Raw genomic sequence first — 22,569 nt, forward strand, 5'->3', positions numbered from 1 at the left:
GCCAGCGGCCGGCACTACCGTGCTGCAGCCGCCAGCTCCCGCGCGATCGCACCCAGCCGCTCCACCGCGCCGATGAAGCGCGCATCCAGCGTCTGGCAGCACGACAGCCGCAGGCAGTGGCGGTAGCGCGCGCCGCGCGAATACACGCGGCGCTGGGCGTGCACCTGCTTGAGTGATCCTGGGTAGTGCCGGCCGCTGGCCGGCAACTGCATCCACCCGGCGATCCCGGGATTGCCGGCCAGCGGCCGGCACTACCGTTCTGCAGCTGCCAGCTCCCGCGCGATCGCACCCAGCCGCTCCACCGCGCCGATGAAGCGCGCATCCAGCGTCTGGCAGCACGACAGCCGCAGGCAGTGGCGGTAGCGCGCGCCACGTGAATACACCTGGCCGGGCATGAACACGATGTCCTCCTGCAATGCACGCTCGAACAGCTCGCGTGTATCCACGCCGGGCAGTTCCAGCCACAGCAGGAAGCCGCCCTGCGGTTCGGTGGCGCGGGTGCCTATCGGGAAGTGTTCGGCCACCAGCTGGCGCAGCCGTCCCACCTGTTCGCGATACAGCCGGCGCATGCGGTGCAGGTGGTGCTCGTAGCTGCCAGCTTCCAGATACGCCGCCACCGCATCGCCGAGCAGTTGAGGCTCGCCACCGGTGGACTGGAATTTCAGCAGCGCGATGCGCTCGGCGAAGCGGCCGCCATCCAGCCAGCCGATGCGGTAGTCCGGTGCCAGTGTCTTCGAGAAACCTCCGACCACCATCACCCAGCCGTCGCGATCGAAGGCTTTCAGCAACGGCGCCGGCGGTTCGCAGAACTGCAGCTCGGCGTACACCGCATCCTCGATCAGCGGCAGTTGCCGTGCGTTGACCAGCTCGGCCAGGCGCTGCTTGGCGGCGGTCGGCATGGTGCAGCCCAGCGGGTTGTGCACGGTCGGCATCACCACCAGCGCGGCCAGCGGCGTGTGTTCCAGCAGCGCATCCAGCGCATCCACATCCAGGCCGTGCTGCGGATGGGTGGGCAGCTCGATGGCCTGCAGGCCGAGGTTGGCGAGCAGGGGGTACAGGTTGAAGTAAGACGGCGCCTCGATGCCCACCGCATCACCGGGCTGGGTGACCGCGCGCAGCGCCAGCTGCAGGGCCTCCATCGCACCATGGGTCAGCAGCAGGCGTTCGCTGTGGGTATGCAGGCCCATGCGTGGCCCACGCCGCACGATCTGTGCCAGCAGCCGTGGCGAGCCGTTGGGGCGCGCGTAGGTCTCCACCGTCTGCTGGCCGTGGCGCAGCACCTGCGCGGTATGCCGGGCCAGCTGCGCGCCCGGATAGAACTGGCGCCCGCGCGGACCGGCGAAGGCCAGGTCGATCACTCCGGGGCGACGTTGTGCCTCCAGCACGCGCGCCATCAACACCTGCTGCAGCGGCGCGGTGGGTGCGGACGGGGTATCACGCAGCGAACGCTCCGGCACCGACAATCGCGGCGCCACCTCGAAGCCGGCTTTGGGCCGCGGAATGACCAGGCCGGCGTCCTCCAGCTGGCGATAGGCGGCAATCACCGTGTTCAGGCTGAGCCTGCGCTGCAGGGCCATCTGCCGCAGCGAAGGCAGGCGGCTGCCGACCGGAAGGCGTCCGCCGTGGATGGCCTCGGCCAGTTCGTCGGACAGCCGTTGGTAGCGGGGTGGGATCATCGCGCTCTGGTCATCTGTATCCATCGAAGTTCCCGCCATCTGGTGCTGTACCCATGATGATGGCGAGCCTAGCATGTCGTTGTCGGCCGGGCCTGATCGGGGCACGGCCGATACTTCCCAAGCGCACGGCTGGATGGCCGTGCGTCTTTTTTTCAGGTAGTGCCGGCCGCTGGCCGGCAATCCCCAGATCCGGAACGGCGCGGTTGCCGGCCAACGGCCGGCACCACCCGGGCGTCAGCGCATCGGCACCAGCGCCGCGTCGCGCCGGTACAGCGCCGGGAACTGCTTGCCCAGCGCGGCCAGCTTCGGTGCGTCGTAGTAGCGGATGTAGGCCGCCTGCGGGTAGTTGCTCATGTAGTTCTGGTGGTAGCTCTCGGCCGGGTAGAAGCGCTGGCCGCTGACCAGCTGGGTGACGATCGGTGCGCGGTAGCTGCCGGCCTGGCCGAGCTGGGCGATGTAGGCGCGGCTGGCCGCCTGCTGGCGTACATCGTCACTGAAGATCGCCGAGCGGTACTGGCTGCCGTGGTCCGGGCCCTGCCGATCGAGCTGGGTCGGGTCGTGCACCACCGAGAAGAACACCTGCATCAGCTGGCCGTAGCTGACCTGGCGCGGGTCGTAGTCGATCTTCACCGCTTCGGCATGACCAGTCTGGCCGCTGCTGACACGCTCGTAGCGCGCATTGGCAGCGCTGCCACCGATGTAGCCGGACACCGCATTGCTCACGCCCTTGACGTGCTGGAACACGCCCTGCACGCCCCAGAAGCAACCACCGGCGAACACCACGCTGGCATGGGTGGCGTCATCGCGGAACGCGGCGTCGCCGCTGGGCGCAGGTAGCGTCTTGACCTGCGCGCTGGCCTCGACCGGTGCCGCGACCGCGCTGTGGTCGACCAGCAGCACGCCGGTGATCAATGCGGCAGCCACCAATCCGGCGACACCGGCGGCGATGCCCTGTTCAAAGGAGAGTTTCATGGTGTCCTCCCGGTTCAACCGAAGGTGAAGGCATAGGCCTGCACGCCCGCATCGAGGAATTCGATCTCGAAGCGGTGCGGGCCGACCGTGCCGCGCTGGCGGACCAGCTGGTACAGGCGGTGCTCGTCGACCACGCCGCTGCCATCGGTGCCGACATCACTGCCGGCATCAGCGACGGGCAGCGGCTTGCCGTCCAGCCAGACGCGGAAGCGCACCGGCTTGCCGTCCTCGCTCGGTGCCAGCACCAGGTGCAGGTCGCGTGCGTGGAACTGGAAGGCGATGCGGCCACCGGCTTGGTGCAGCTGTGCGGCCTCGTCGGTGACGGTCCAGCGCCCGGACAGTCCCCATTGGTTCAACGCCAGGGTGGCCGGCAGCGTGTAGTCGAACGCGGCGTCGCTGCGCTGCCCGCCGGGCGAGGCGAACTGCTCGGCGCGGGCGTGGCCCAGGTAGGTTTCCGGCGAACGCAGGTTGCCCATGTCGGCCTGCACGGCCACGCCCTTCAGGTCGGCGGCAGCGGGATCGGCCGGTGGCGGCAGATTCGTCTGCCCGGCTTCGGCCAGCAGGCGACGGATCATCTGTTCCGAGCGCGCATAGTTGCCCTCGCCGAACTGGTGGCCGCGGATGTTGCCCTGCGCGTCGACGAAGTATTGTGCCGGCCAGTAGCGGTTGTTGAAGGCGCGCCAGATCGTGTACTGGTTGTCGAGCGCCACCGGGTACTCGACCTTCAGCTGCTGCACCGCCTTCATCACGTTGCGTGGGTCGCGCTCGAAGGCGAACTCCGGCGTGTGCACGCCGACCACCACCAGGCCGTGGTCGCGGTAGCGTCGCTCCCATTCGTGCACGAACGGCATCGCGCGCAGGCAGTTGATGCAGGAATAAGTCCAGAAATCGACCAGCACCACCTTGCCGCGCAGCTGCTGTGCACTCAGCGGCGGGCTGTTGAGCCAGCCAGTGGCGCCGTCCAGCGCGGGCAGGGTGCCCTCCACCGGCAGCGGTGCATCGGCACCGGCATTGGCGCCAGCCATCATCATCATCGGCGGTGCCGCCGGCTGCGCGCCGGGTACCGCATCCAGCAGGCTTTGCTCGATTCGCGCGGTGCTGACCGTGGACAAGCGGGTCAGCAGGCCGGTATCCCAGCCGAGGCCGATCGCCACCACGGCCAGCAGCGCGGCCACACCCAGTACCTTGCGCAGGACATCGCCGAGGCCGAGCCGCGCCTGCATCGCGCGGAACACGCGGCCGCCGATCCATACCGCCAGCGCCAGTGCGGTGATCGCACCCAGCGCATAGGCCAGCAGCAGCGCAGTGGTGCCGACGCTGGCGCCATGCAGGGCGGCGCCGGTCAGCACCAGGCCAAGGATCGGCCCGGCGCACGGTGCCCACAGCAGACCCGTGGCGATGCCGATCAGCAGCGAGGTCCACGCGCCGCCGTGCCCCGCGGCATCCGCCGCATCGGCGCGTGCGCTCAGGCGGGCACCCACGCGCTGGAACGGTGCCATCAGGTGGTCGGCCAGCCGTGGCCAGAGCAGGGCGATCGCGAACAGCGCCATCAGCAGCAGGGCGATCCAGCGTCCCACCTGGTTGGCCTGCGCCACCCATTGGCTGCCCACCGCGGCCAGGCTGGCGACCACGGTGAAGGTGAGCGCCATGCCCAGCAGCAGCGGCAGCGTGCTGCGCAGGAACGGACGGTCGGCACGCGCGAACACGAACGGCAGCACCGGCAGGATGCAGGGGCTGAGCAGGGTCAGTGCGCCCCCGAGGTAGGCAAGCAGCAACAGCAGCATGGTCAGGCTCCGGAAGCAGTGGAAGAACCGACCGGTACCCGCCAGCCCTCGGCAGTGCCATCAGTGGCACCGGGAACGAACACCATCGCCGCACCGTTCATGCAGTAGCGCAGCCCGGTCGGGCGTGGCCCATCGTTGAACACATGGCCGAGATGGCCGCCGCAGCGGCGGCAATGCACCTCCACCCGCAGCATCCCGAAGGTGACGTCGCGGTCTTCGCCGATGGCGTTGTGCAGCGGCGCCCAGAAGCTGGGCCAGCCGGTGCCGCTCTCGAACTTGGTGGAGGAGGAGAACAGCGGCAGTGCACAGCCGGCGCAGGCAAAGGTGCCCTGCCGGTGTTCCTTGTTGAGCGGGCTGCTCCACGGCCGTTCGGTGGCCTGCTGGCGCAGCACCGCGTACTGCGCCGGGGTCAGGCGCTGGCGCCACTCGGCATCACTGTGCATGACCTCGAACTGTCGCGACGGACGCGCTTCGGCGGCGGCCGGGGCGGCGCGGCTGCACGCCCCCAGGCCGAGCAGCCCGGCGGCGGTGGCAACACCGCCCAGGCCCAGCAGATGGCGGCGGGAGAGGGACATGGCGGACTCCGGGAAGGGGCGACGGGGCCATGCTGCGCCCGCCCGGGTCAACGAATCCTCACGCAGGATTCAATTTTTCGTGAGGTATCGGCGGCCGTCCCGCGCCACAATGCAGCCAGCCTCCCCACTGGCCCCGAGCTGCCGATGTCCACCAAACGCGTGCTGATCGTTGAAGACGATGCCCACATCGCCGACCTGCTGCGCATGCATCTGGGCGATGAGGGTTACGACGTCGCCCATGCCGCCAGCGGCGATGCCGGCCTGCGCCTGCTCGAGCAGGACGGCCCGTGGGATGCGCTGGTGCTGGACGTGATGCTGCCCGGCGTGGATGGGCTGCAGGTGTGCCAGCGTGCACGCGCGATGGCGCGCTATGTACCGATCATCATCATCAGCGCGCGCGGCAGCGAAACGCAGCGCATCGTCGGCCTGGAACTGGGCGCGGACGATTACCTGGCAAAACCCTTCTCGATGCCGGAACTGGTGGCACGGGTGCGCGCGCTGCTGCGACGCGCCGAGGCGATGGCGCAGAGCGCACGCATCGATGCCGGCGCGATCGAGCTGGGTGGGCTGCAGCTCGATCCGGTCGCGCGCACGGCCTCGGTGGATGGCAACGCGCTGGAGCTGACCCCGCGCGAGTTCGATCTGCTGTTGTTCTTCGCCCGTCATCCGGACCAGGTGTTCGCGCGCATGGAACTGCTCAACCAGGTCTGGGGCTACCAGCACGATGGCTACGAGCACACGGTCAACACCCACATCAACCGCCTGCGCAGCAAGATCGAACCCGACCCGGCCAACCCACGGCGGCTGCTGACGGTGTGGGGCCGCGGCTACAAGCTGGTCGACCCGGCCGGGGCGGCGGCATGATCAAGCCCAACCTGTGGCAGAAGCTGGCGGTGGTGACCGCCGCGCTGATGCTGATGTGCTGCATGGCGCTGCTGGCACTGCAGATGCGTGCCAACACCCGCCACGAGCAGGAGGTGGTACAGCGGTTGTCGCTGGGCCTGGCCGAGCACATCGCCCAGCGCAGCGAGCTGATGGACACCAGCGGCATGCGCGATGCCGCGGTGCGCGCACTGTTCGGCCAGCTGATGGCGGTCAACCCCAGCGTCGAGGTCTACCTGCTGGACGACCAGGGCCGCATCCTCGGCCACGATGCACCCAGTGGACATCTGGTGCGCAACCGGGTGGACGTGGCGCCGTTGCGACGCCTGCTGGCCGGTGCGCCGCTGCCGATCCTCGGCGATGACCCGCGCAGCGCGGACGGCCGCAAGGTGTTCAGCGCCGCACCATTGATCGTGCAGGGCCGGCCGGCTGGCTATGTATACGTGGTGCTGGTCGGCGAGCACCGGCAGATGCTCTCCGATGATCTTGCCGCCGGCAGCCAGTGGAACACCACGCTGTGGTCGGTGGTGCTGGTCGGCGGCCTCGGCCTGTTTGCCGGGCTGGTGGCGTTCTACTGGGTGACGCGCCCGTTGCGGCGGCTGACCCGGCGGATCCAGGCCTTCGACATCGATGCGCCCACGCCACTGCCGCCGCCGGAGCCGCTGCGCCCCGGTGAGCGCGACGAACTGGTGATCCTCGAACATGCGCACGCGCAGATGGCGCAGCGGCTGGGCGAGCAGTGGCAGCAGCTGCGCCAGCAGGACCTGCAGCGCCGTGAGCTGGTCGCCAACATCTCGCACGACCTGCGCACGCCGTTGTCGTCGCTGCATGGCTACCTGGAAACGCTGGCGTTGAAGGACGCCACGCTGTCACCGGACGAGCGCCGCCGCTATCTCGGCATTGCGCTGGCGCAGAGCGCCAAGGTCGGCCGGCTGGCACGCGCGCTGTTCGAGCTGGCGCGGCTGGAGCACGGCGAAGTGCGGCTGGAGTGGGAGGTGTTCGCGCTGCCGGAGCTGCTGCAGGACGTGCTGCAGAAGTTCGAACTGGCGGCACAGGCGCGCGGCCAGCAGCTGCACGCGGCGTTTCCGCCCGGCCTGCCGCTGGTCCGCGCCGACCTGGGCCTGGTCGAGCGGGTACTGACCAATCTGCTCGACAACGCGCTGCGGCATGCGCCCGACGGTGGCCAGATCGAGGTGCGCCTGCGCGCGACCCCCGACAGCGTGGAGGTCAGCGTGGCCGATGACGGCCCCGGCGTGGCGCCAGCGCTGCGTACCCAGCTGTTCCAGGCACCGGCCGCGCTGGGGGCTCGGCGCGGGGAGAACGGTGGCTTGGGCCTGTTGATCGTGCAGCGCATCGTGCAGCTGCACGGCCGCCACATCGAACTGCGCGACAGCGAGCGTGGCGCGCTGTTCGTGTTTGCCTTGCCGCGTGCGGAACCGGCGGCCTAGCAGGCCGCTTCGCACTCGACGGTGCCGCCGGATTCCAGCGGCAGGTGCAGGCGGATACAGGCACCGCCCAACTCCGAATCGGTCACCTCGACGTGGCCACCATGCTTGTCGGCGACCACCTGCACCAGCGCCAGGCCAAGGCCGAAACCGGGGCTGCCCGGGTCCAGCCGGACATAGGGCTGCAGTACCTGGCCGCGCAGTTCCGGCGCGATGCCGGGGCCGTCGTCCTCCACCTGCACGCACAGCCAGCCGTCATTGACCGTGCTGGCAATACGGATCTGCCGGCGTGCGTAACGCAGTGCATTGCCGAGCAGGTTGCGCAGCGCCAGCTCCAGCATGTGCCGGTTGACGTTGACCAGGCCCACCGGCGACAGCACCTGTTGCACCGGCATCGGCAACGGTGCGAACTGGGCCACCACGCCGCGCACCAGCGCCGCCAGCTGCAGGCGCTGGCGGGTCAGCTGATGGCAGCGGCCCAGTGCGGCGTATTCGACGCCGGCATCGGTCAGGTGCTGCAGCCGATCGACATCGGTGCGCAGCCCGCCCAGCGCATCGCGCTGCACATCGTCGAGCGCGGTGTCTTCCAGGTCGGCCAGGCCGAAACGCATCCGTGCCAACGGCGTGCGCACCTCGTGCGCCACCGCCTGGGCCAGCACGCGCTGGCTTTCCAGCAGCTGCTGCAGCTGCTCGGCCATGTGGTTGAAGGCGTTGGCCAACGGCCGCACCAGCGCGGTACCGGCGCGCGGCGCGCGGGTATCCAGCTGGCCGTCGCGCATCTGCCGCGCCGCCTGGGCCAGCTGCGAGACGTCGCGCCACAGCCGGTAGACCATCACGTACATCGGCAGTGCCACCGCCACCATCAGGATCAGCAGCAGGATCGCCACGCCGGACACTTCGCTGTCCTGCCAGCCTTCATCCGGCAGCGCTTCGTCCAACGGGCCCAGCATCACGGCGTAGTCGCTGTCGCCGATCCGCTGCAGGCTGCGCATGTGCTCCAGGTCGATCTGCACGCGGCCGTTGTTGAACGGCGGGCGCTGGCTGGCCGGCAGCTCCTTCACCGCCTCGGCCAGCGGCACCATGCGCAGCGCGTAGGCGAAATCGGCGTCGAGTTCGCGCGCCAGTGCCGGCCACTGCTCGCGCGGGGTTTCGGCGAAGCGGTGCTGCAGCAGCGCATGGGTGCCGCGCATCTCGGCCTGCAGACCGGCTTCCGTGCGGTCTTCCAGCAAGGCGTCCCAGGCCCACAGGCCCAGCACGATCAACAACAGGTGGGCGACCAGGAAACCGATGCCGTAGCGCAGGAAGTGGAAGGCGTGGCCGCGCATCGCCGAAGGCGTGCGCTTCATCCCCATGCCGAGCGGCTGAACAGGTAGCCGCGGCCACGGACGGTCTTGATCCGTTCCGGCTGCTCGGGGTTGTCGCCCAGCTTGCGGCGCAGGCGCGAGATGCGGGCGTCGATCGAACGGTCCAGGCCGTCGAAGGCGATGCCACGCAGGCCGCGCAGCAGCGCGTCGCGGTCCAGGATCTGGCCGGCGTTGCTGGCCAGCAGGAACAGCAGGTCGAACTCGGCGGTGGTCAGCTCCAGCAGGCCGCCCTGCAGGTGCACGTTACGGGTGGACGGGTCGATGTTCAGCTCGCCGAAGCGCAGGCTGCCGTCACGCGGCTCGACCCGGCGATGGCGGCGCAGGTGGGCACGCAGCCGGGCCAGCAGCACCCGCGGTTCGATGGGTTTGCCGATGTAATCGTCGGCCCCCAGTTCCAGGCCCAGCACCTGGTCGATGTTGTCGGTGCGGGCGGTCAGCACGCAGATGATGCCGTCATAGTGGGGCCGGATCTGCCGACACACTTCGAAACCATCCTGGTCGGGCAGGCCGACATCGAGCAGCACCAGGGCCGGCTTTTCGGCCAGGATCCGGGCCACTGCGCGCTCGCCGCTGCGCTCGTGGGCCACCTGGTAGCCATGCCGTTGCAGGTAGTCGCTGACCATCGTTCCCAGGCGGGCATCGTCTTCGACCAGTACGATATCCAGCATTTCCAAGGCCTCCGTGGGCGCAAACGTACCGCCACGGCACGAGCGCGGCGATGCTATCCCAGCCTTCGGGCCGCCCGGGTCCCGGGGGCGGGCGCCATTCAGCCGGGGTTGCTGGCGCACGGGCCGGGTCTCAGTCCCGGCAACAACTTGGCGTCCAGCATAGCCTGTTGCTGTTACAAAACGTTACCTTCGTGATACGGCTGGTGACGATCGCTGACAGCAAAGCGACTGACGCCGCGCAGCCCGGGGCCGAGCATGGAGTCTCCTCCGCTCCGCGTGCCGTCCCCATGTCGCCCGCCGCCCCCTGCCTGCCGAACCCGTCCCGCCGCTGCCAGTGCGGAGGCTTCCGATGAGCGGCGTGGTCGGGGCCTGGCTGCCGCCCGCCGAGGACGAGCAGCTGCTGCAGCAGCTGGCCCCGATGCTGCGCGCCCTGCAGCAGCGTGGGCGTGGCCGCATCGGCTACTGGACCGACGCCGAGGCCGGCCTCGCGCTGGGCCATTGCCGGGCGCCGACCGATACGCCGTTGCAGCCGCTGAGCTCGGACTGCGGTCGCTACGTGCTGTGCCTGGACGGCCGCCTGTACAACCGCAGCGACCTGCAGGCGCAGCTGCGCGATCTGCCCCGCAGCTGCAGCGATGCACGGCTGCTGCTGCAGGCGATCGTCGAATGGGGCGTGCAGCGGGCACTGTCCCGTATCGAAGGTGCGTTCGGCTTCAGTGTCTGGGACCGCGAGTCGCGCGTGCTGTGGCTGGCCCGTGATCCGGTGGGCGAGCGTCCACTGTATTACGGCTGGTACCAGGGCCAGTTCCTGTTCGCCTCCGAGTTGAAGGCGCTGCAGGCCTTCGCCGGTTTCGCGCCGAGCATCGACCAGGATGCGCTGAGCCTGCTGCTGCGCCATGACTATGTGCCGGCGCCGCACACCATCTACCGTGGCATCCACAAGCTGGTGGCGGGCGCGATGCTGCGCATCGATCTCAGCGACCATGCCGCGGGTTGCTCCAGCCAGGCCGCGCAGGGGGGGACGCGCTACTGGTGCGCACGCGACGCGATGCAGAGTGCACTGCAGGAGCCGCTGCAGCCGGCGCCGAGCCTGGAACAGGCCACCGACCAGCTCGAAGCGGTACTGCAGAAGGCCATCGCTTCACGCATGCACTCGCCCCTGGCGTGCGGCGCGTTCCTTTCCGGCGGCACCGACTCCTCGCTGGTGACGGCGATGATGCAGGCACAATCGACCCTGCCGATCGAGGCGTGGACGGTCGGCTTCGACGATCCGGGGCATGACGAGAGCGACTGGGCGTCGCAGGTCGCGCGCCACCTGGGTGTGCAGCACCACCTGCACCGGATGGACGCGCGCCAGGGCCTGGACCTGCTGCAGCGCCTGCCGCAAGTCTGGTGCGAGCCCTTCGCCGACGCCTCGCAGCTGCCGACGCTGCTGGCCAGTGAACTGCTGGGGGCGCGCAAGCCGGTTGCACTGACCGGTGACGGTGGCGATGAACTGTTCTTCGGCCACCCCAGCTATGGCCGCGCGCTGCGCAATGCGCGCCTGTGTGGTGGCCTGCCGGACTGGGTACGCGACCTGGCGCGGCGCAGCGGCAACCGCATGAATGTCGAACGCGGCCGCCTCGGTGGCTGGCGCGCACTGGTGGCCGAGGTGGCTGCCAACGATGTGGAAGGTCATTACCTGCAGCGCGTGACCCGCTGGCGGCAACCGGCGCAGGTGGTGCTGGGCGCGCGTGAGCCGGTGACGATCTTCCAGCAGCAGGACACGGCGCTGCCGGCCGAGGCGCGCATCCAGCTGTTGGATTTCCGCATGGACCTGGCCGAGGGCATCCTGGCCAAGGTTGATCGCGCGGGCATGGCGGCGGGCGTTGAAACCCGTGCGCCGCTGCTGGACATGGAGGTGGTGCGCCTGGCCTGGCGGCTGCCGCAGCACCTGAAGTACCACGATGGCGAGCACAAGCGGATTCTGAAGCACCTGCTGGCGCGCTACCTGCCGGAACCGCTGGTGTATCGCCCCAAGCGCGGTTTCGGTCCGCCGATGGCGCGCTGGCTGGCCGGTCCGCTGCGCGACTGGGCGGAGGCGCTGCTGGACCCGCAGCTGCTGCGCAACCAGGGCTGCTTCGATGTGGCGCGCGTGCGTGGCATCTGGGAGGCGTTCCTGCGTGGCGAGCGCAAGTGGCACACGCACCTGTGGAACGTGCTGATGTTCCAGGCGTGGCACCAGCATTGGCACGGTGGTCGCGGGCGCTGAGCCGTTCCTGCATCGCGTGCGGCGGGTTCATTCTGCGTGGCGCAGGGCGGATGCCCTTGCGTACGAATGTCCTCCGGCGCCGGCCGTTGGCCGTCACCTCCCCCTTTACTTCGTACGCAAGGGCCTCCGCCCTGCGTTCGGAGTTCGTCGGCGCCTCGTTGAAAGTCGCCCGCGCGCGTTGCGCTCTCCTCACCGCAAGCCGAGCCTCGTCGGGGCGGGCAGGGGTCTGGGCAAAGTAAAGGAGGAGGTGACGGCCAACGGCCGGCGCCGGGGGACATTTGCCCAGGCCCCTGCCCACCCCGGCGGGGCCCATCAGTTCGCGGCGAACCCGGTCGAAGACGCGCTTGTGGCGGTGTGTTCTGCGTGGCGCCGGGCGGAGGCCCTTGCGTACGAATGTCCTCCGGCGCCGGCCGTTGGCCGTCACCTCCCCCTTTACTTCGTACGCAAGGGCCTCCGCCCTGCGTTCGGAGTTCGTCGGCGCCTCCTTGAAAGTCGCCCGCGCGCGTTGCGCTCTCCTCACCGCACGCCGAGCCTCGTCGGGGTGGGCAGGGGTCTGGGCAAAGTAAAGGAGGAGGTGACGGCCAACGGCCGGCGCCGGGGGACATTTGCCCAGACCCCTGCCCACCCCGGCGGGGCCCATCAGTTCGCAGAGAGTCCAGACGAAGAAGCGCTCCTCAATCCAGACGCCAGGCAAAAAAAGACCCGGCAGAGGGAGGGATCTGCCGGGTCCGGATTGCGTGGGGGGAGGGACCCACGCAATGAGCGTTGCGTCGCGTCAGTGGTTGTTCGCGTCCGCCGTTGATTCGTTGTAGCCCTGCACCAGTTCGGACCAGGCCTTGCTGGCCTGCAGGCCGAGACCGACCACGTCCTGCTGGGCCTGGCCCAGCCGCTGCAGGTTGTCCTGCCACAGCTGCGCACCCTTGGAGAGCGTCCCGGCCGCATCCTCGCCGCGGGCCAGTTCACCCAGCCAACCGCCGGTCGCGGTCAGGTTGCGCTCCATCACCTTCAGCTGCACGCCGAACATGCTTTCCGCGTTCTCCAACGCCAACCGGTTCGCACGCGTTGCCGCGGCGGCGAGCTGGCGGGTGGCATCACTGAAGCGATCGCTGAAGGCGGCGGCCATGGGGCATCAGGGAGTGGCTTGATGCAATGCAGCATACGCCCTTGATGCGGCAATGCAACAAAAATAACAAAGGCGCCCAAGACGCCTTTGAAAAACCTTTCAGATCAATGGGTTGATCAGGCCGCCGGGCCGCGGTAACGGCACCCCGACGTGCAGGTTTCGTGCACGGTGATCTCGCTCAGCGCCGGCAGGCTCGGCTTGAGCTCGTTCCAGATCCACACCGCCAGGTTCTCGCTGGTCGGGTTCTCCAGGCCGGGGATGTCATTGAGGTAGTGATGGTCCAGGCGGTCGTAGATCGGCTGGAAGGCCGCCTTCACGTCACCGAAGTCCATGATCCAGCCGGTCTGCGCGCCGGGTTCGCCCTCGACCTTCAGTTCCACCCGGAACGAGTGGCCGTGCAGGCGCGCGCACTTGTGCCCCGGCGGCACGTTGGGGAGGCGGTGCGCCGCCTCGAGCATGAAGACTTTGAAGATTTCCATGCCGCGATTGTACGCCGCAGGCCGCCGGGCAGCCTGAGCGGAGGTTGGGCTTTCGTGAAGAAAGTCTTTTCATCCGGATGAAGAGATGATAGCTTCTCTTATATCCGTATGAAGAGATGTTATTGGCCGGACCCCGGCCAGGCATGGACTACTGCGGAACTTCGTCGCCCTTACCACCTCCCCCACATCGTCATGCCCAAGCACACCCTGCTCGTGGCGGCCCTGGCCGTCGCTCTGGCCGCGCCTTTGTCCGCCGCCGCCGAAACCTCCGCCGACGCCAGTGGCGAAGCCAGCACCCTGGCCGCCGTGCGCGTCACCGGTTCCAACATCAAGCGCACCGATACCGAGGCCTCCAACCCGGTGCAGGTGATCGGTCGCCAGCAGCTGGAACAGACCGGCAAGGCCACCGTGGCCGATGTGCTGCGTTCGATCTCGGCCAACACCGGCAACGCAAGCAACGAAACCACCAACAACGGTTGGGCCTCCGGCTCGGCCGGCATCGGCCTGCGTGGCCTGTCGCAGAAGAACACGCTGGTGCTGCTCAACGGCCGCCGCCTGGCCAACTACGGCTTCCCGGCCGGTGGCCTGTCCGACACCTTCGTCGATCTCAACGCGCTGCCGCTGGTTGCGGTCGAGCGCATCGAAGTGCTCAAGGACGGCGCCTCCGCGGTGTACGGCTCCGACGCCGTGGCCGGCGTGGTCAACATCATCACCCGGCAGAACTTCGAAGGCGCCGAGATCGGCGGCAGCTTCGGCGGTGCCGACCAGGGCGGCCTGCACGAGCAGAACCTGAAGTTCGTCGGCGGCCTCGGTGATCTCGATACCGATGGCTACAACATCCTCTTCAGCCTGCAGGGCTACAACCGCGAGCGCCTGGACCAGGACGAGCGCAACCTGACCAAGAGCGGCATCTACACCGATGCGCCGGGTGGCCGCTGGAACGGCTGGTCGGCCAAGGGCGCGCGCTATCTGGTCAACGGCGTGTCGGTGCCGATGCTCGACGCCAACGGCAACTGCCCGACCGGTACCACCCGCGTCGCCAGCGCGCCGATCGACGGCCTGGCCGGCGACACCTGTGGTTTCAACCAGGCACCGTTCACCACGCTGATCCCCTCGACCAAGCGCTACCAGGCCTATGCCAACGGCACCTTCCGCCTGAACGACAATGTCGAAGCCTTCGGCGAAGTGCTGTACAGCCAGATCAAGAGCGCCGCGTGGTTCGGCAGCAGCCCGTTCTTCACCCTGGAAAGTGGCCGCTTCGCCTTGAACGCAGACAGCGGCCTGGCCGAGCCGGTGTCATCGCTGCTGCCGGCCAACAATCCGTACAACCCGTACGGTCGCGCGATCCCGATCGAATACACCTTCTTCGACCTCGGCGGCACGATCAAGACCAACCGCTCCACCGCCTATCGCGGCGTGTTCGGCCTGCGCGGCACCACTGCCAACTGGGACTGGGAAGTGGCCGCATTCGGTGCGCGCAGCAGCGAGCGCGAGAGTGTGTCCGGCGGCTTCGCCAACCGCTGGGCGCTGGCCAACGCACTGGCCACCGGCAGCTACAACCTGCTGAACCCGGCGGCCACGCCGCAGTCGGTACGTGATTCGATCAACATCGCCACGCTGCGCCCGGCCGAGTCCAAGCTGCAGGGCGTCGACGCGAAGATTTCCGGAAGCCTCGGCCACATCTGGGCCGGCGAAATTGGTTTCGCCGCTGGTGCCGAGTGGCGCCGCGAGAAGCTCGATTCCAACAACCCGTGGCAGATCGATGCCGGCCTGCAGGTGCGCCCGGCCATCGCCGAAGTACATGGCCAGCGCCAGGTCAGCGCCGCCTACGCCGAAGTGAACGTGCCGCTGGCGTCGACCCTGGAGCTGTCCGCCGCCGCGCGTGCCGATCACTACGATGATTTCGGCGATGCGTTCTCGCCGAAGATCGGCCTTCGCTGGCAGCCGCTCGACTTCCTGCTGGTGCGTGCCTCGGCGTCGAAGGGCTTCCGCGCACCGTCGCTGTCGGAAAACTCCAACAGCACCAGCATCGCCTACGGCAGCGTGGTCGATCCGCGTGATCCGGATGTGCCGGGCTCGCGCCAGAACCCGACCTTCTTCACCGTTGGCAACAACGAACTGAAGCCCGAGCGCACCAGGAGCGTGAACTTCGGCGTGGTGCTGTCGCCGTGGGCCAACACCAACCTGAGCGTGGACTACTACCGCATCCAGCTGGACAACCTGGTCGGCACCAACAACACCCAGACCCTGGTCAACGACAACGTGGCCGGCGCCGTGCAGCGCGACGAGCGCGGCAAGCTGCAGGCGGTCTACAACCGCTACCAGAACCTGAGCGAGCTGAAGACCTCGGGCATCGACGTCGAGCTGCGCCAGCGCATCCCGACCGCTGCGCTGGGCGACTTCACCGTGTCCTCGGCCTACACCCACGTGCGCGACTACCGTCGCCCGACCGTGGTCGGCGGCCCGCTGGTCGACTACGCCGGCAGCAACCTCGGTGCGACCCTGCCCAAGGACAAGGCCACCACCACGCTGGACTGGAAGTACGGCGACTTCAACGCAGCGGTGACCTGGTACTACACCAGCGGCTACCGCCAGGAAGCCAGCACCGCCGCCAAGGCCGTGCAGCAGCGCGTCGGCAGCTACAGCCAGTACGACCTGTACCTGGCCTACACCGGCATCGACAAGCTGACCGTGTATGCCAAGGTGCAGAACCTGGCCGACAAGACGCCGCCGTACGACGCCTCGTTCCCGGGCATCCGCGCGCCGTACGACTTCAGCCAGTACGACCTGCGTGGCCGCTACTTCACGCTCGGCTTCGACTACCGCTTCTGATCCACCCGCTGCGGCCGGCCTCCCCAGGGGGCCGGCCGCGCGACCGCCTGCCGTTGTGTTCCAGGGGAGTCACCGTGTCCTTGCATCGTCGTGCCGTTCTTCCGCTGCTGATCGCCGCCGCCACCGCACTGTTTCCATCGCAGCCGGTGCAGGCACAGAGCGCCTACTTCTTTCCGCAGGTGGCCGACGCAGCGGCGTTCGATACCGCCGTGCCCACGCCGGAACAGTTCCTCGGCTATCCGATCGGCAGCCGTTACACCCGGCACGACCAGCTGGTGGCGTACTTCCAGGAACTGGCGAAACGCTCGGACAAGATCAGCGTGCGCGAGATCGGCCGCAGCTATGAAGGCCGTCCGCTGCTGATCGCCACCGTCACTGCTGCGGGCAATCATGCGCGGCTGGAGCAGATCCGCCAGCAGCACGCGACCCTGGCCGATCCGGCACAGCCGCGCAGCGCGGCGGGCGACAGCCCGGTGGTGGTGTGGCTGGGCTACAGCGTGCACGGCAACGAGACCTCCAGTGCCGAGGCGGCGATGCTGACGGCGTACTATCTGGTAGCCAACCGCAGCGCCGAAACCCAGCAGTGGCTGCAGCAGGCGGTGGTGCTGTTCGACCCGGCGCAGAACCCGGACGGCCGCGATCGCGCCACCAACTGGCACAACGCGTGGGCCTCCGATCCGGCCTCGGCCGACCCGGCCGACAAGGAACACGTCGAGCCGTTCCCGCAGGGCCGCACCAACCACTACTTCACCGATCTCAACCGCGACTGGCTGGCCCTGACCCAGCAGGACTCGCGGCCGAAGGTGGAGGTGTTCCACCAGTGGTACCCGAACGTGCAGATCGATTTCCACGAGATGGGAAAGGACAGCACCTACTACTTCGAACCGTCGCCGAAGAGCATGCACAGCCCGCTGATTCCGGCGTCGTCGTATGAATTCAACAAGACCCTGGCCAAGTACCACGCGCAGGCGTTGGATGCGCTGGGTTCGCTGTACTACACCGGCGAGAACTTCGACAACTTCTCGCCGGTCTACGGCTCCACCTACCCGGACTTCCATGGCGCCGTCGGCGTTACCGTCGAGCAGGCCAGCTCGCGCGGCCGCGTGCAGGAATCGGTGAATGGCCTGCTGACCTTCCCGTTCACCATCCGCAACCAGGTCGCTACCGGGCTGGGCACGGTGCGTGGTGCAGTGACCGAGCGCAGCGGCCTGTTCGACCTGCAGAAGCAGTTCTTCCAAAGCGCACTGAAGCAGGCCGCACAGCAGCCGGTGAAGAGTTTCGTGTTCGGTGATGTGCATGACCCGGCCCTGACCCGTCGCCTGCTGGAACTGCTGCTGTTGCATCGCATCGAGGTGCGCACACTGGATCGTGCCGTCACTGTCGATGGCCAGCGCTTCGATGCCGGCAGCGCCTACGTGGTGCCGGTGCAACAGGCGCAGTTCCGGCTGGTGCATTCGATCTTTGCCGAGACGCCGCCGATCAAGGGCGATGTGTTCTACGGCAGCACCAGCTACGCGATCGCACCGGCCTACGGCGTGGCCTTCGCCGGTAGCCGCAGCCGTATCGACGGCGGTGCACGCGTGACCGCGCCGCCGGTGGAGCAGGGCGCCGTGCTGGGCGGCCAGGCCGGATTCGCCTATGCGATCGACTGGCGCGACTACAACGCCGGGCGCGCGCTGGCCGCGCTGCAGGACAAGGGCGTGAATGCACGCGCGGCATTCCAGCCGTTCACCACCGCGACCACGCAGGGCGAGGTCAGCTTCGCCGCCGGCAGCCTGGTGATTCCGGTGGCCGGGCAATCACTGCAGGGCACGGCGTTGCTTGAAGCAGTGACGTCTGCCGCGCGCGCTGCCGGCGTGCAGGTGCACTCGCTGTCCAGCGGCCGTAGCCGCGAGGGCATCGACCTCGGCAGTGATGGCGTCAAAGCGCTGCGCAAACCCGCGGTTGCGCTGGTGATGGGCGAGGGCGTGGTGGCCACCGAGATCGGCTCGGCCTGGTTCCTGCTCGACCAGCAGTTGCATCTGCCTGCCAGCAAGTTGGATCCCCAGCAGCTGGGCAAAGCGCCGCTGGATCGTTACACCACGATCGTGCTGTCCGCTGGAACCTACACAGGCATCGATGCCACGGCGGTGGCTGCACTGAAGCGCTGGGTGCAGGCCGGTGGTTCACTGGTGGCCTACGGCAGTGCCTCGAAGTGGGCGATCGAACAGAAGCTGGCCGACGGCGAGAAGCTTGGCAAGGAAGAAGAGACTGCTGACGAGAGCCGCCGTGCGTTCGGCGACCAGCGCGACATCGCCGCGATCGAGCGGGTCAGCGGCAACATCCTCAGTGCCGACGTGGATACCAGCCATCCGCTGGCGTTTGGCGTGCCACGCCGGCAGCTGGCGATCAACAAGGAGAACACGGTGACGCTGCAGCCAAGCGCGAACCCGTTCTCGACGGTGGTACGCATCGACACGCCACCGCGGGTGAATGGCTATCTGTCCGAGCGCAATCGCACGCGGGTGGCGGGCAGCGCGTGGCTGCTGGTGTCGGCGCAGGGGCAGGGCAACGTGGTGCTGTTTGCCGATGACCCGGCGCATCGCAAGTATTGGCACGGGACGGATCGGTTGCTGATCAACGCGATCTTCTTCGGGAATCTGGTGAATCCGAGCAAGGCGCGGGGTTGAGGCTGCACGCGCTTCAGTTGATATATGGGTGGGGAGGCCGGGCGGGCTGCGTAGGACACGCTGTAAATACGTCCATGTAAGCTCGATCGGCGCATCCATGCGCCTCACGGTCCTGCGCAGCCCGCCCGGCCTCCCCTCGACAGTTTCCTGCGGGCGCGGACGCATCGAACCCCAAGGCAGGAGCAAGGGCAAAAGCATCGGCATTTGCTCTTGAATTTGAATTTGATCTTTCTTCGCCCGGCTACCCGGCGGGACAAGAAGGCGCAGGCAATGCTTGAAGCGGATGGGCGTGGGGCCAGCGCAAAACACGCCGTAAACCCATCCATGGGGGCTCGGTCGGCGCATCCATGCGCCTCACGGTTTTGCGCTGGCCCCACGCCCATCCGCCCTCAGCGCACCGCACCGCCGGCTTCCACTCACGGTAGCCAGCAACAAAAAAGGACGGCGCGCCAGCGCCGTCCCTCGATAAGCCCCCCGCGCAGCGGGAAGCACCACCCATGTCAGCTGCGGTCAGCCGGCGCGACCGCCGCCGTTGCCACCCTGGCCGCGGCCACGGCCGCCACCATTGCCGCCACCGCCACCGCCACCGCCACGACGCTGGCCCTGACCGGCGCCTGCACCTGCACGCTGCTGGCCATTGCCACCGCCCTCGCGACGGCCACCACCGGCCTTCTTCGGGCCGGCATGCGCGTGGCGCGGCGCATCACCGTGCGGACGGCGCGCGTGGCTCTTGCGCGGTGCGCGCTCGCCGGTATCGTGCTCGGCCTTGCCCGGCGCACTGTTGCCCCAGCGGATCGGCGTCTGCGGCTCGAAGCCCGGCACATCGCGGATGTCCATGTCGCGGCCCAGCAGGCGCACGATCGCGCGCAGCAGCTTCACTTCATCCTGCGCCACCAGCGAAATCGCCTGGCCGGTGGCACCGTTACGGCCGGTACGGCCGATGCGGTGCACGTAGTCCTCGGCCACCATCGGCAGGTCGAAGTTGATGACCTTCGGCAGCTCATTGATGTCGATGCCACGCGCGGCGATGTCGGTGGCCACCAGCACGGTCACGCGGCCGGCCTTGAAGTCACCCAGTGCACGCAGGCGCTGGCCCTGGCTCTTGTTGCCGTGGATCGCCGCGGTCTTGATGCCGGACTTTTCCAGGAACGTGGCCAGCTTGTCGCTGCCGTGCTTGGTACGGGCGAAGACCAGGGTCTGCTCGCGGCTGTCCTGCGCCAGCAGGTGCAGCAGCAGGTCGCGCTTGCGGCTGCCATCGACCGGGTGCACGCGGTGGGTGATGGTCTCGGCCACGGTGTTCTTCGGCGTCACCTGGATCTGTTCCGGGTTGCGCATGAACTCCAGCGCCAGCTGGCGGATGTTGTCCTCGAAGGTGGCCGAGAACAGCAGGGTCTGGCGGTTCTGCTTCGGCAGCTTGGCCAGGATGCGCTTGATCGACGGCAGGAAGCCCATGTCGAGCATGCGGTCGGCTTCGTCCAGGATCAGCACTTCGATGCCGGACAGGTCGACGCTGCGACGCTCAAGGTGGTCGATCAGGCGGCCCGGGCAGGCCACCAGCAGGTCCACGCCACGGCGCAGGATGTCCAGCTGGTTGCCCATGCCGACGCCGCCGTAGATGCAGGCGCTGGGGATGCGCAGGTACTTGCTGTAGCCACGCAGGCTGTCATGCACCTGGGTGGCCAGCTCGCGGGTCGGGGCCAGGATCAGCGCGCGCGGCTTGCGCGGGCCGGCGCGCACTTCCTGCGAGGCGGTGCCCAGGTGCTGCAGCAGCGGCAGGCCGAACGCAGCGGTCTTGCCGGTGCCGGTCTGTGCGCCGGCCAGCAGGTCGCGACCGGCCAGCGCCAGCGGGATCGCCTGCTGCTGGATCGGGGTCGGGTTTTCGTAGCCCTGCTCGGCGAGCGCGCGCAGCAGGAAGGGCGCCAGGCCCAGCGATTCAAAAGACATTGAGTTTGCTCCAAGTACAAGAAACGCCTGTCCGAACGGACAGACGGGGGCAGATCAAACTGATCGGCTGACTCGGAGCGTTCCCGTGAACCGCGCTGCGAGAATTGGGTGCAGCCGGCACGAAGCGCAGGCTGGAATGCGTGACGAACGGCGTCGGAGTGGGGGCGGGCGAAGAGGGCGGACCCAGGTCGCCGGCGATCCCGGAGGGAAACGGACGGCCGCTGCAGACCCCGCAAGTCTAAACGATATTTGAGACTTCACGCAAAAAGGCCTGTTCAGGTAGGGGGGGCTCTCTGCAGGGCTGCGCCCTGCACCTGCAGGGGCCGGAGCCAAGGCCAGAGCAACGTCAAAAGCCGGGTTCCTGTGGGTAGGCGGGGTGGGTCCGGTGGTAGGGGACGCCGTGAATACGTCCATGTAGGCTCGGTCGCGGCATCCATGCCGCTCACGCCCCTGCCACCGGACCCACCCCGCCTTCGACAGTTTTCCGCGATCTGTCGGAACGGCTTGGGGTCAGATCCATTTTCCTCCCGAAACGGATCTGACCCCGGAGTTTCATTCGATATCTGACAGATTTCATCCACGCATGGCGTGGATCTACTGGCCACCGGCCTACTGTCGAAGGCGGGGTCCTGTGGGTTTGCGGGGTGTGAGCGGCATGGATGCCGCGACCAAGCCCCCATGGATGGGTTTACGGCGTCCCCGCAAACCCACAGGACCCCGCCATCCCACGGAATGTCCGCTGTTGCTGTTGCGTCGGCTGTTGCCTTGGCTTGAAGCAGGTGCAGGGCTGCAAGCCCTGCCGAACCCCCTCCTGCGGTAGGGTGGGCCGATGCCGCGCTGCAGCTTGGCGCCGCCGTAGATTTGATTACACTTGAAACTTGTTTGCCCACGACTCCGGACACCCACCCATGAAGCTTGGTTCTTTGAAGGAAGGCGGCCGCGACGGCACCCTGATCGTCGTCTCGCGTGACCTGCGCCACGGCGTGCGCGCCACCGGCATTGCCGCCACCCTGCAGCAGGCCCTGGAGGACTGGAGCCACATCGCGCCGCGCCTGAACGCTCTGTACGAATCGCTCAATGCCGGCGATGCCGATGGCGTGTTCGACCTCGACCCGCAGGCACTGGCCGCGCCGATGCCGCGCGCCTATGAGTTCGTCGATGGCAGCGCCTACCTGCCGCATGTCGAGCGCGTGCGCCGTGCCCGTGGTGCCGAGGTGCCGGAGAGCTTCTACACCGACCCGCTGATGTACCAGGCCACCAGCGCAGGCTTCTACGGCCCGCGCGATGCGGTCAAGGTGGTCAGCGAGGACTACGGCATCGACCTGGAAGCGGAGATCGTGGTGATCACCGACGACGTGCCGATGGCGGCCACCCCGGAACAGGCGGCGGGCCACATCCAGCTGGTCGGCCTGGTCAACGATGTCTCGCTGCGCAACCTGATTCCGGGCGAGCTGGCCAAGGGCTTCGGCTTCCTGCAGTCCAAGCCGCGCTCGGCGCTGTCGCCGGTGTTCGTCACTCCCGACGAACTGGGCGTTGCATGGCAGGACAGCAAGGTGCACCTGCCGCTGCTGACCCACATCAACGGCCAGTGGTTCGGTGCACCGGAAGCGGGCGTGGACATGCAGTTCAACTTCGCCCAGCTGGTCGCACATGCGGCCAAGACCCGTCCGCTGGGCGCCGGCACCATCGTCGGCTCGGGCACCATCGCCAACGAGGACACCAGCAAGGGCGCATCGTGCTTCGCCGAGCAGCGCGTGGTCGAAACCCTGCGTGATGGCAAGCCGAGCACGCCGTTCATGTCCTTCGGCGATGTGGTCCGCATCGAGATGCTCGATGCCGCAGGCAACAGCATCTTCGGTGCGATCGAGCAGCGCATCGAACAGGCGGCCAAGCCCTGAGCAGGGA

16 protein-coding genes are annotated in these 22,569 nt (G+C 68.2%); 6 read left to right on the top strand and 10 right to left on the bottom strand.

Features of this window, described 5'->3' with window-relative positions; translation table 11 throughout:
- Window positions 1-14: 14 nt before the first annotated feature.
- From ACUZUJ_RS02565 to msrB, 5 genes are all read right to left on the bottom strand, one after another.
- Window positions 15-212, bottom strand: a complete 198-nt coding sequence (locus tag ACUZUJ_RS02565) for a hypothetical protein (RefSeq protein WP_119007509.1) — start codon at window positions 210-212, stop codon at window positions 15-17.
- A gap of 39 nt (window positions 213-251) precedes the next feature.
- A complete protein-coding gene (locus ACUZUJ_RS02570) occupies window positions 252-1,700 on the bottom strand; it encodes an aminotransferase-like domain-containing protein (RefSeq protein WP_458220754.1) in 1,449 nt (482 codons plus the stop codon).
- Between the two features lie 210 nt (window positions 1,701-1,910).
- Window positions 1,911-2,648 (bottom strand): peptide-methionine (S)-S-oxide reductase MsrA, encoded by a 738-nt coding sequence (gene msrA / locus ACUZUJ_RS02575; RefSeq protein WP_458220753.1) that lies wholly within the window; start codon window positions 2,646-2,648, stop codon window positions 1,911-1,913.
- A 14-nt stretch (window positions 2,649-2,662) separates the two neighbouring features.
- Complete coding sequence (locus ACUZUJ_RS02580) at window positions 2,663-4,432, bottom strand: cytochrome c biogenesis protein DipZ (RefSeq protein ID WP_458220752.1); 1,770 nt, start codon at window positions 4,430-4,432, stop codon at window positions 2,663-2,665.
- 2 nt (window positions 4,433-4,434) lie between these two features.
- A complete protein-coding gene (msrB, locus tag ACUZUJ_RS02585; RefSeq protein ID WP_458220751.1) occupies window positions 4,435-5,007 on the bottom strand; it encodes a peptide-methionine (R)-S-oxide reductase MsrB in 573 nt (190 codons plus the stop codon).
- Between the two features lie 144 nt (window positions 5,008-5,151).
- On the opposite strand from msrB, the gene ACUZUJ_RS02590 reads away from it, so the two are divergent.
- Together ACUZUJ_RS02590 and ACUZUJ_RS02595 are read left to right on the top strand one after the other, a co-directional pair.
- Window positions 5,152-5,871, top strand: a complete 720-nt coding sequence (locus ACUZUJ_RS02590; protein WP_014035866.1) for a response regulator transcription factor — start codon at window positions 5,152-5,154, stop codon at window positions 5,869-5,871.
- The gene (locus ACUZUJ_RS02595; RefSeq protein WP_458220750.1) at window positions 5,868-7,337 is read left to right on the top strand and encodes a sensor histidine kinase; all 1,470 of its coding nucleotides are present in this window, start codon (window positions 5,868-5,870) and stop codon (window positions 7,335-7,337) included. Before ACUZUJ_RS02590 ends, ACUZUJ_RS02595 begins: the two co-directional genes overlap by 4 nt.
- Here the strand turns inward: ACUZUJ_RS02595 and ACUZUJ_RS02600 are convergent.
- On the bottom strand, window positions 7,334-8,680 hold the full coding sequence (locus ACUZUJ_RS02600) for an ATP-binding protein (RefSeq protein ID WP_119007504.1): 1,347 nt from the start codon (window positions 8,678-8,680) through the stop codon (window positions 7,334-7,336). The two genes, ACUZUJ_RS02595 and ACUZUJ_RS02600, sit on opposite strands and share 4 nt — an antisense overlap.
- The gene (locus tag ACUZUJ_RS02605) at window positions 8,677-9,366 is read right to left on the bottom strand and encodes a winged helix-turn-helix domain-containing protein (protein WP_010484092.1); all 690 of its coding nucleotides are present in this window, start codon (window positions 9,364-9,366) and stop codon (window positions 8,677-8,679) included. The genes ACUZUJ_RS02600 and ACUZUJ_RS02605 overlap by 4 nt, the downstream gene beginning before the upstream one ends.
- A 349-nt stretch (window positions 9,367-9,715) precedes the next feature.
- Here ACUZUJ_RS02605 and asnB point away from each other — a divergent pair, with 349 nt between their 5' ends.
- On the top strand, window positions 9,716-11,617 hold the full coding sequence (gene asnB / locus ACUZUJ_RS02610) for an asparagine synthase (glutamine-hydrolyzing) (protein ID WP_101764888.1): 1,902 nt from the start codon (window positions 9,716-9,718) through the stop codon (window positions 11,615-11,617).
- A gap of 775 nt (window positions 11,618-12,392) precedes the next feature.
- Here the strand turns inward: asnB and ACUZUJ_RS02615 are convergent.
- Together ACUZUJ_RS02615 and queD are read right to left on the bottom strand one after the other, a co-directional pair.
- Window positions 12,393-12,740, bottom strand: a complete 348-nt coding sequence (locus tag ACUZUJ_RS02615; protein WP_014035870.1) for a phasin family protein — start codon at window positions 12,738-12,740, stop codon at window positions 12,393-12,395.
- A 116-nt stretch (window positions 12,741-12,856) separates the two neighbouring features.
- Window positions 12,857-13,219, bottom strand: coding sequence for a 6-carboxytetrahydropterin synthase QueD (gene queD / locus ACUZUJ_RS02620; RefSeq protein WP_049444904.1), 363 nt, complete (start codon window positions 13,217-13,219; stop codon window positions 12,857-12,859).
- A gap of 192 nt (window positions 13,220-13,411) precedes the next feature.
- Between queD and ACUZUJ_RS02625 the strand changes: the two genes are divergently transcribed.
- Together ACUZUJ_RS02625 and ACUZUJ_RS02630 are read left to right on the top strand one after the other, a co-directional pair.
- Window positions 13,412-16,051, top strand: coding sequence for a TonB-dependent receptor plug domain-containing protein (locus ACUZUJ_RS02625; RefSeq protein ID WP_458220641.1), 2,640 nt, complete (start codon window positions 13,412-13,414; stop codon window positions 16,049-16,051).
- 74 nt (window positions 16,052-16,125) lie between these two features.
- Window positions 16,126-18,720 carry a M14 family zinc carboxypeptidase gene (locus tag ACUZUJ_RS02630; protein ID WP_458220640.1) on the top strand — a complete coding sequence of 865 codons (2,595 nt, stop codon included), beginning with the start codon at window positions 16,126-16,128 and terminating at the stop codon, window positions 18,718-18,720.
- Between the two features lie 510 nt (window positions 18,721-19,230).
- Here ACUZUJ_RS02630 and ACUZUJ_RS02635 read toward each other — a convergent pair.
- Window positions 19,231-20,664 carry a DEAD/DEAH box helicase gene (locus ACUZUJ_RS02635; RefSeq protein ID WP_458220639.1) on the bottom strand — a complete coding sequence of 478 codons (1,434 nt, stop codon included), beginning with the start codon at window positions 20,662-20,664 and terminating at the stop codon, window positions 19,231-19,233.
- A 908-nt stretch (window positions 20,665-21,572) separates the two neighbouring features.
- Between ACUZUJ_RS02635 and ACUZUJ_RS02640 the strand changes: the two genes are divergently transcribed.
- Window positions 21,573-22,562, top strand: a complete 990-nt coding sequence (locus tag ACUZUJ_RS02640) for a fumarylacetoacetate hydrolase family protein (protein ID WP_458220638.1) — start codon at window positions 21,573-21,575, stop codon at window positions 22,560-22,562.
- The last annotated feature ends 7 nt before the right edge of the window (window positions 22,563-22,569 follow it).

It is taken from the genome of Stenotrophomonas sp. S4, assembly GCF_054187805.2.

Excerpts from the sequence above, each read along its gene's own strand:
- ACUZUJ_RS02565 (WP_119007509.1), bottom strand. The coding sequence starts at position 212 with ATGCAGTTGCCGGCCAGCGGCCGGCACTACCCAGGATCACTCAAGCAG.
- ACUZUJ_RS02570 (WP_458220754.1), bottom strand. The coding sequence starts at position 1,700 with ATGGATACAGATGACCAGAGCGCGATGATCCCACCCCGCTACCAACGG.
- msrA (WP_458220753.1), bottom strand. The coding sequence starts at position 2,648 with ATGAAACTCTCCTTTGAACAGGGCATCGCCGCCGGTGTCGCCGGATTG.
- ACUZUJ_RS02580 (WP_458220752.1), bottom strand. The coding sequence starts at position 4,432 with ATGCTGCTGTTGCTGCTTGCCTACCTCGGGGGCGCACTGACCCTGCTC.
- msrB (WP_458220751.1), bottom strand. The coding sequence starts at position 5,007 with ATGTCCCTCTCCCGCCGCCATCTGCTGGGCCTGGGCGGTGTTGCCACC.
- ACUZUJ_RS02590 (WP_014035866.1), top strand. The coding sequence starts at position 5,152 with ATGTCCACCAAACGCGTGCTGATCGTTGAAGACGATGCCCACATCGCC.
- ACUZUJ_RS02595 (WP_458220750.1), top strand. The coding sequence starts at position 5,868 with ATGATCAAGCCCAACCTGTGGCAGAAGCTGGCGGTGGTGACCGCCGCG.
- ACUZUJ_RS02600 (WP_119007504.1), bottom strand. The coding sequence starts at position 8,680 with ATGAAGCGCACGCCTTCGGCGATGCGCGGCCACGCCTTCCACTTCCTG.
- ACUZUJ_RS02605 (WP_010484092.1), bottom strand. The coding sequence starts at position 9,366 with ATGCTGGATATCGTACTGGTCGAAGACGATGCCCGCCTGGGAACGATG.
- asnB (WP_101764888.1), top strand. The coding sequence starts at position 9,716 with ATGAGCGGCGTGGTCGGGGCCTGGCTGCCGCCCGCCGAGGACGAGCAG.
- ACUZUJ_RS02615 (WP_014035870.1), bottom strand. The coding sequence starts at position 12,740 with ATGGCCGCCGCCTTCAGCGATCGCTTCAGTGATGCCACCCGCCAGCTC.
- queD (WP_049444904.1), bottom strand. The coding sequence starts at position 13,219 with ATGGAAATCTTCAAAGTCTTCATGCTCGAGGCGGCGCACCGCCTCCCC.
- ACUZUJ_RS02625 (WP_458220641.1), top strand. The coding sequence starts at position 13,412 with ATGCCCAAGCACACCCTGCTCGTGGCGGCCCTGGCCGTCGCTCTGGCC.
- ACUZUJ_RS02635 (WP_458220639.1), bottom strand. The coding sequence starts at position 20,664 with ATGTCTTTTGAATCGCTGGGCCTGGCGCCCTTCCTGCTGCGCGCGCTC.
- ACUZUJ_RS02640 (WP_458220638.1), top strand. The coding sequence starts at position 21,573 with ATGAAGCTTGGTTCTTTGAAGGAAGGCGGCCGCGACGGCACCCTGATC.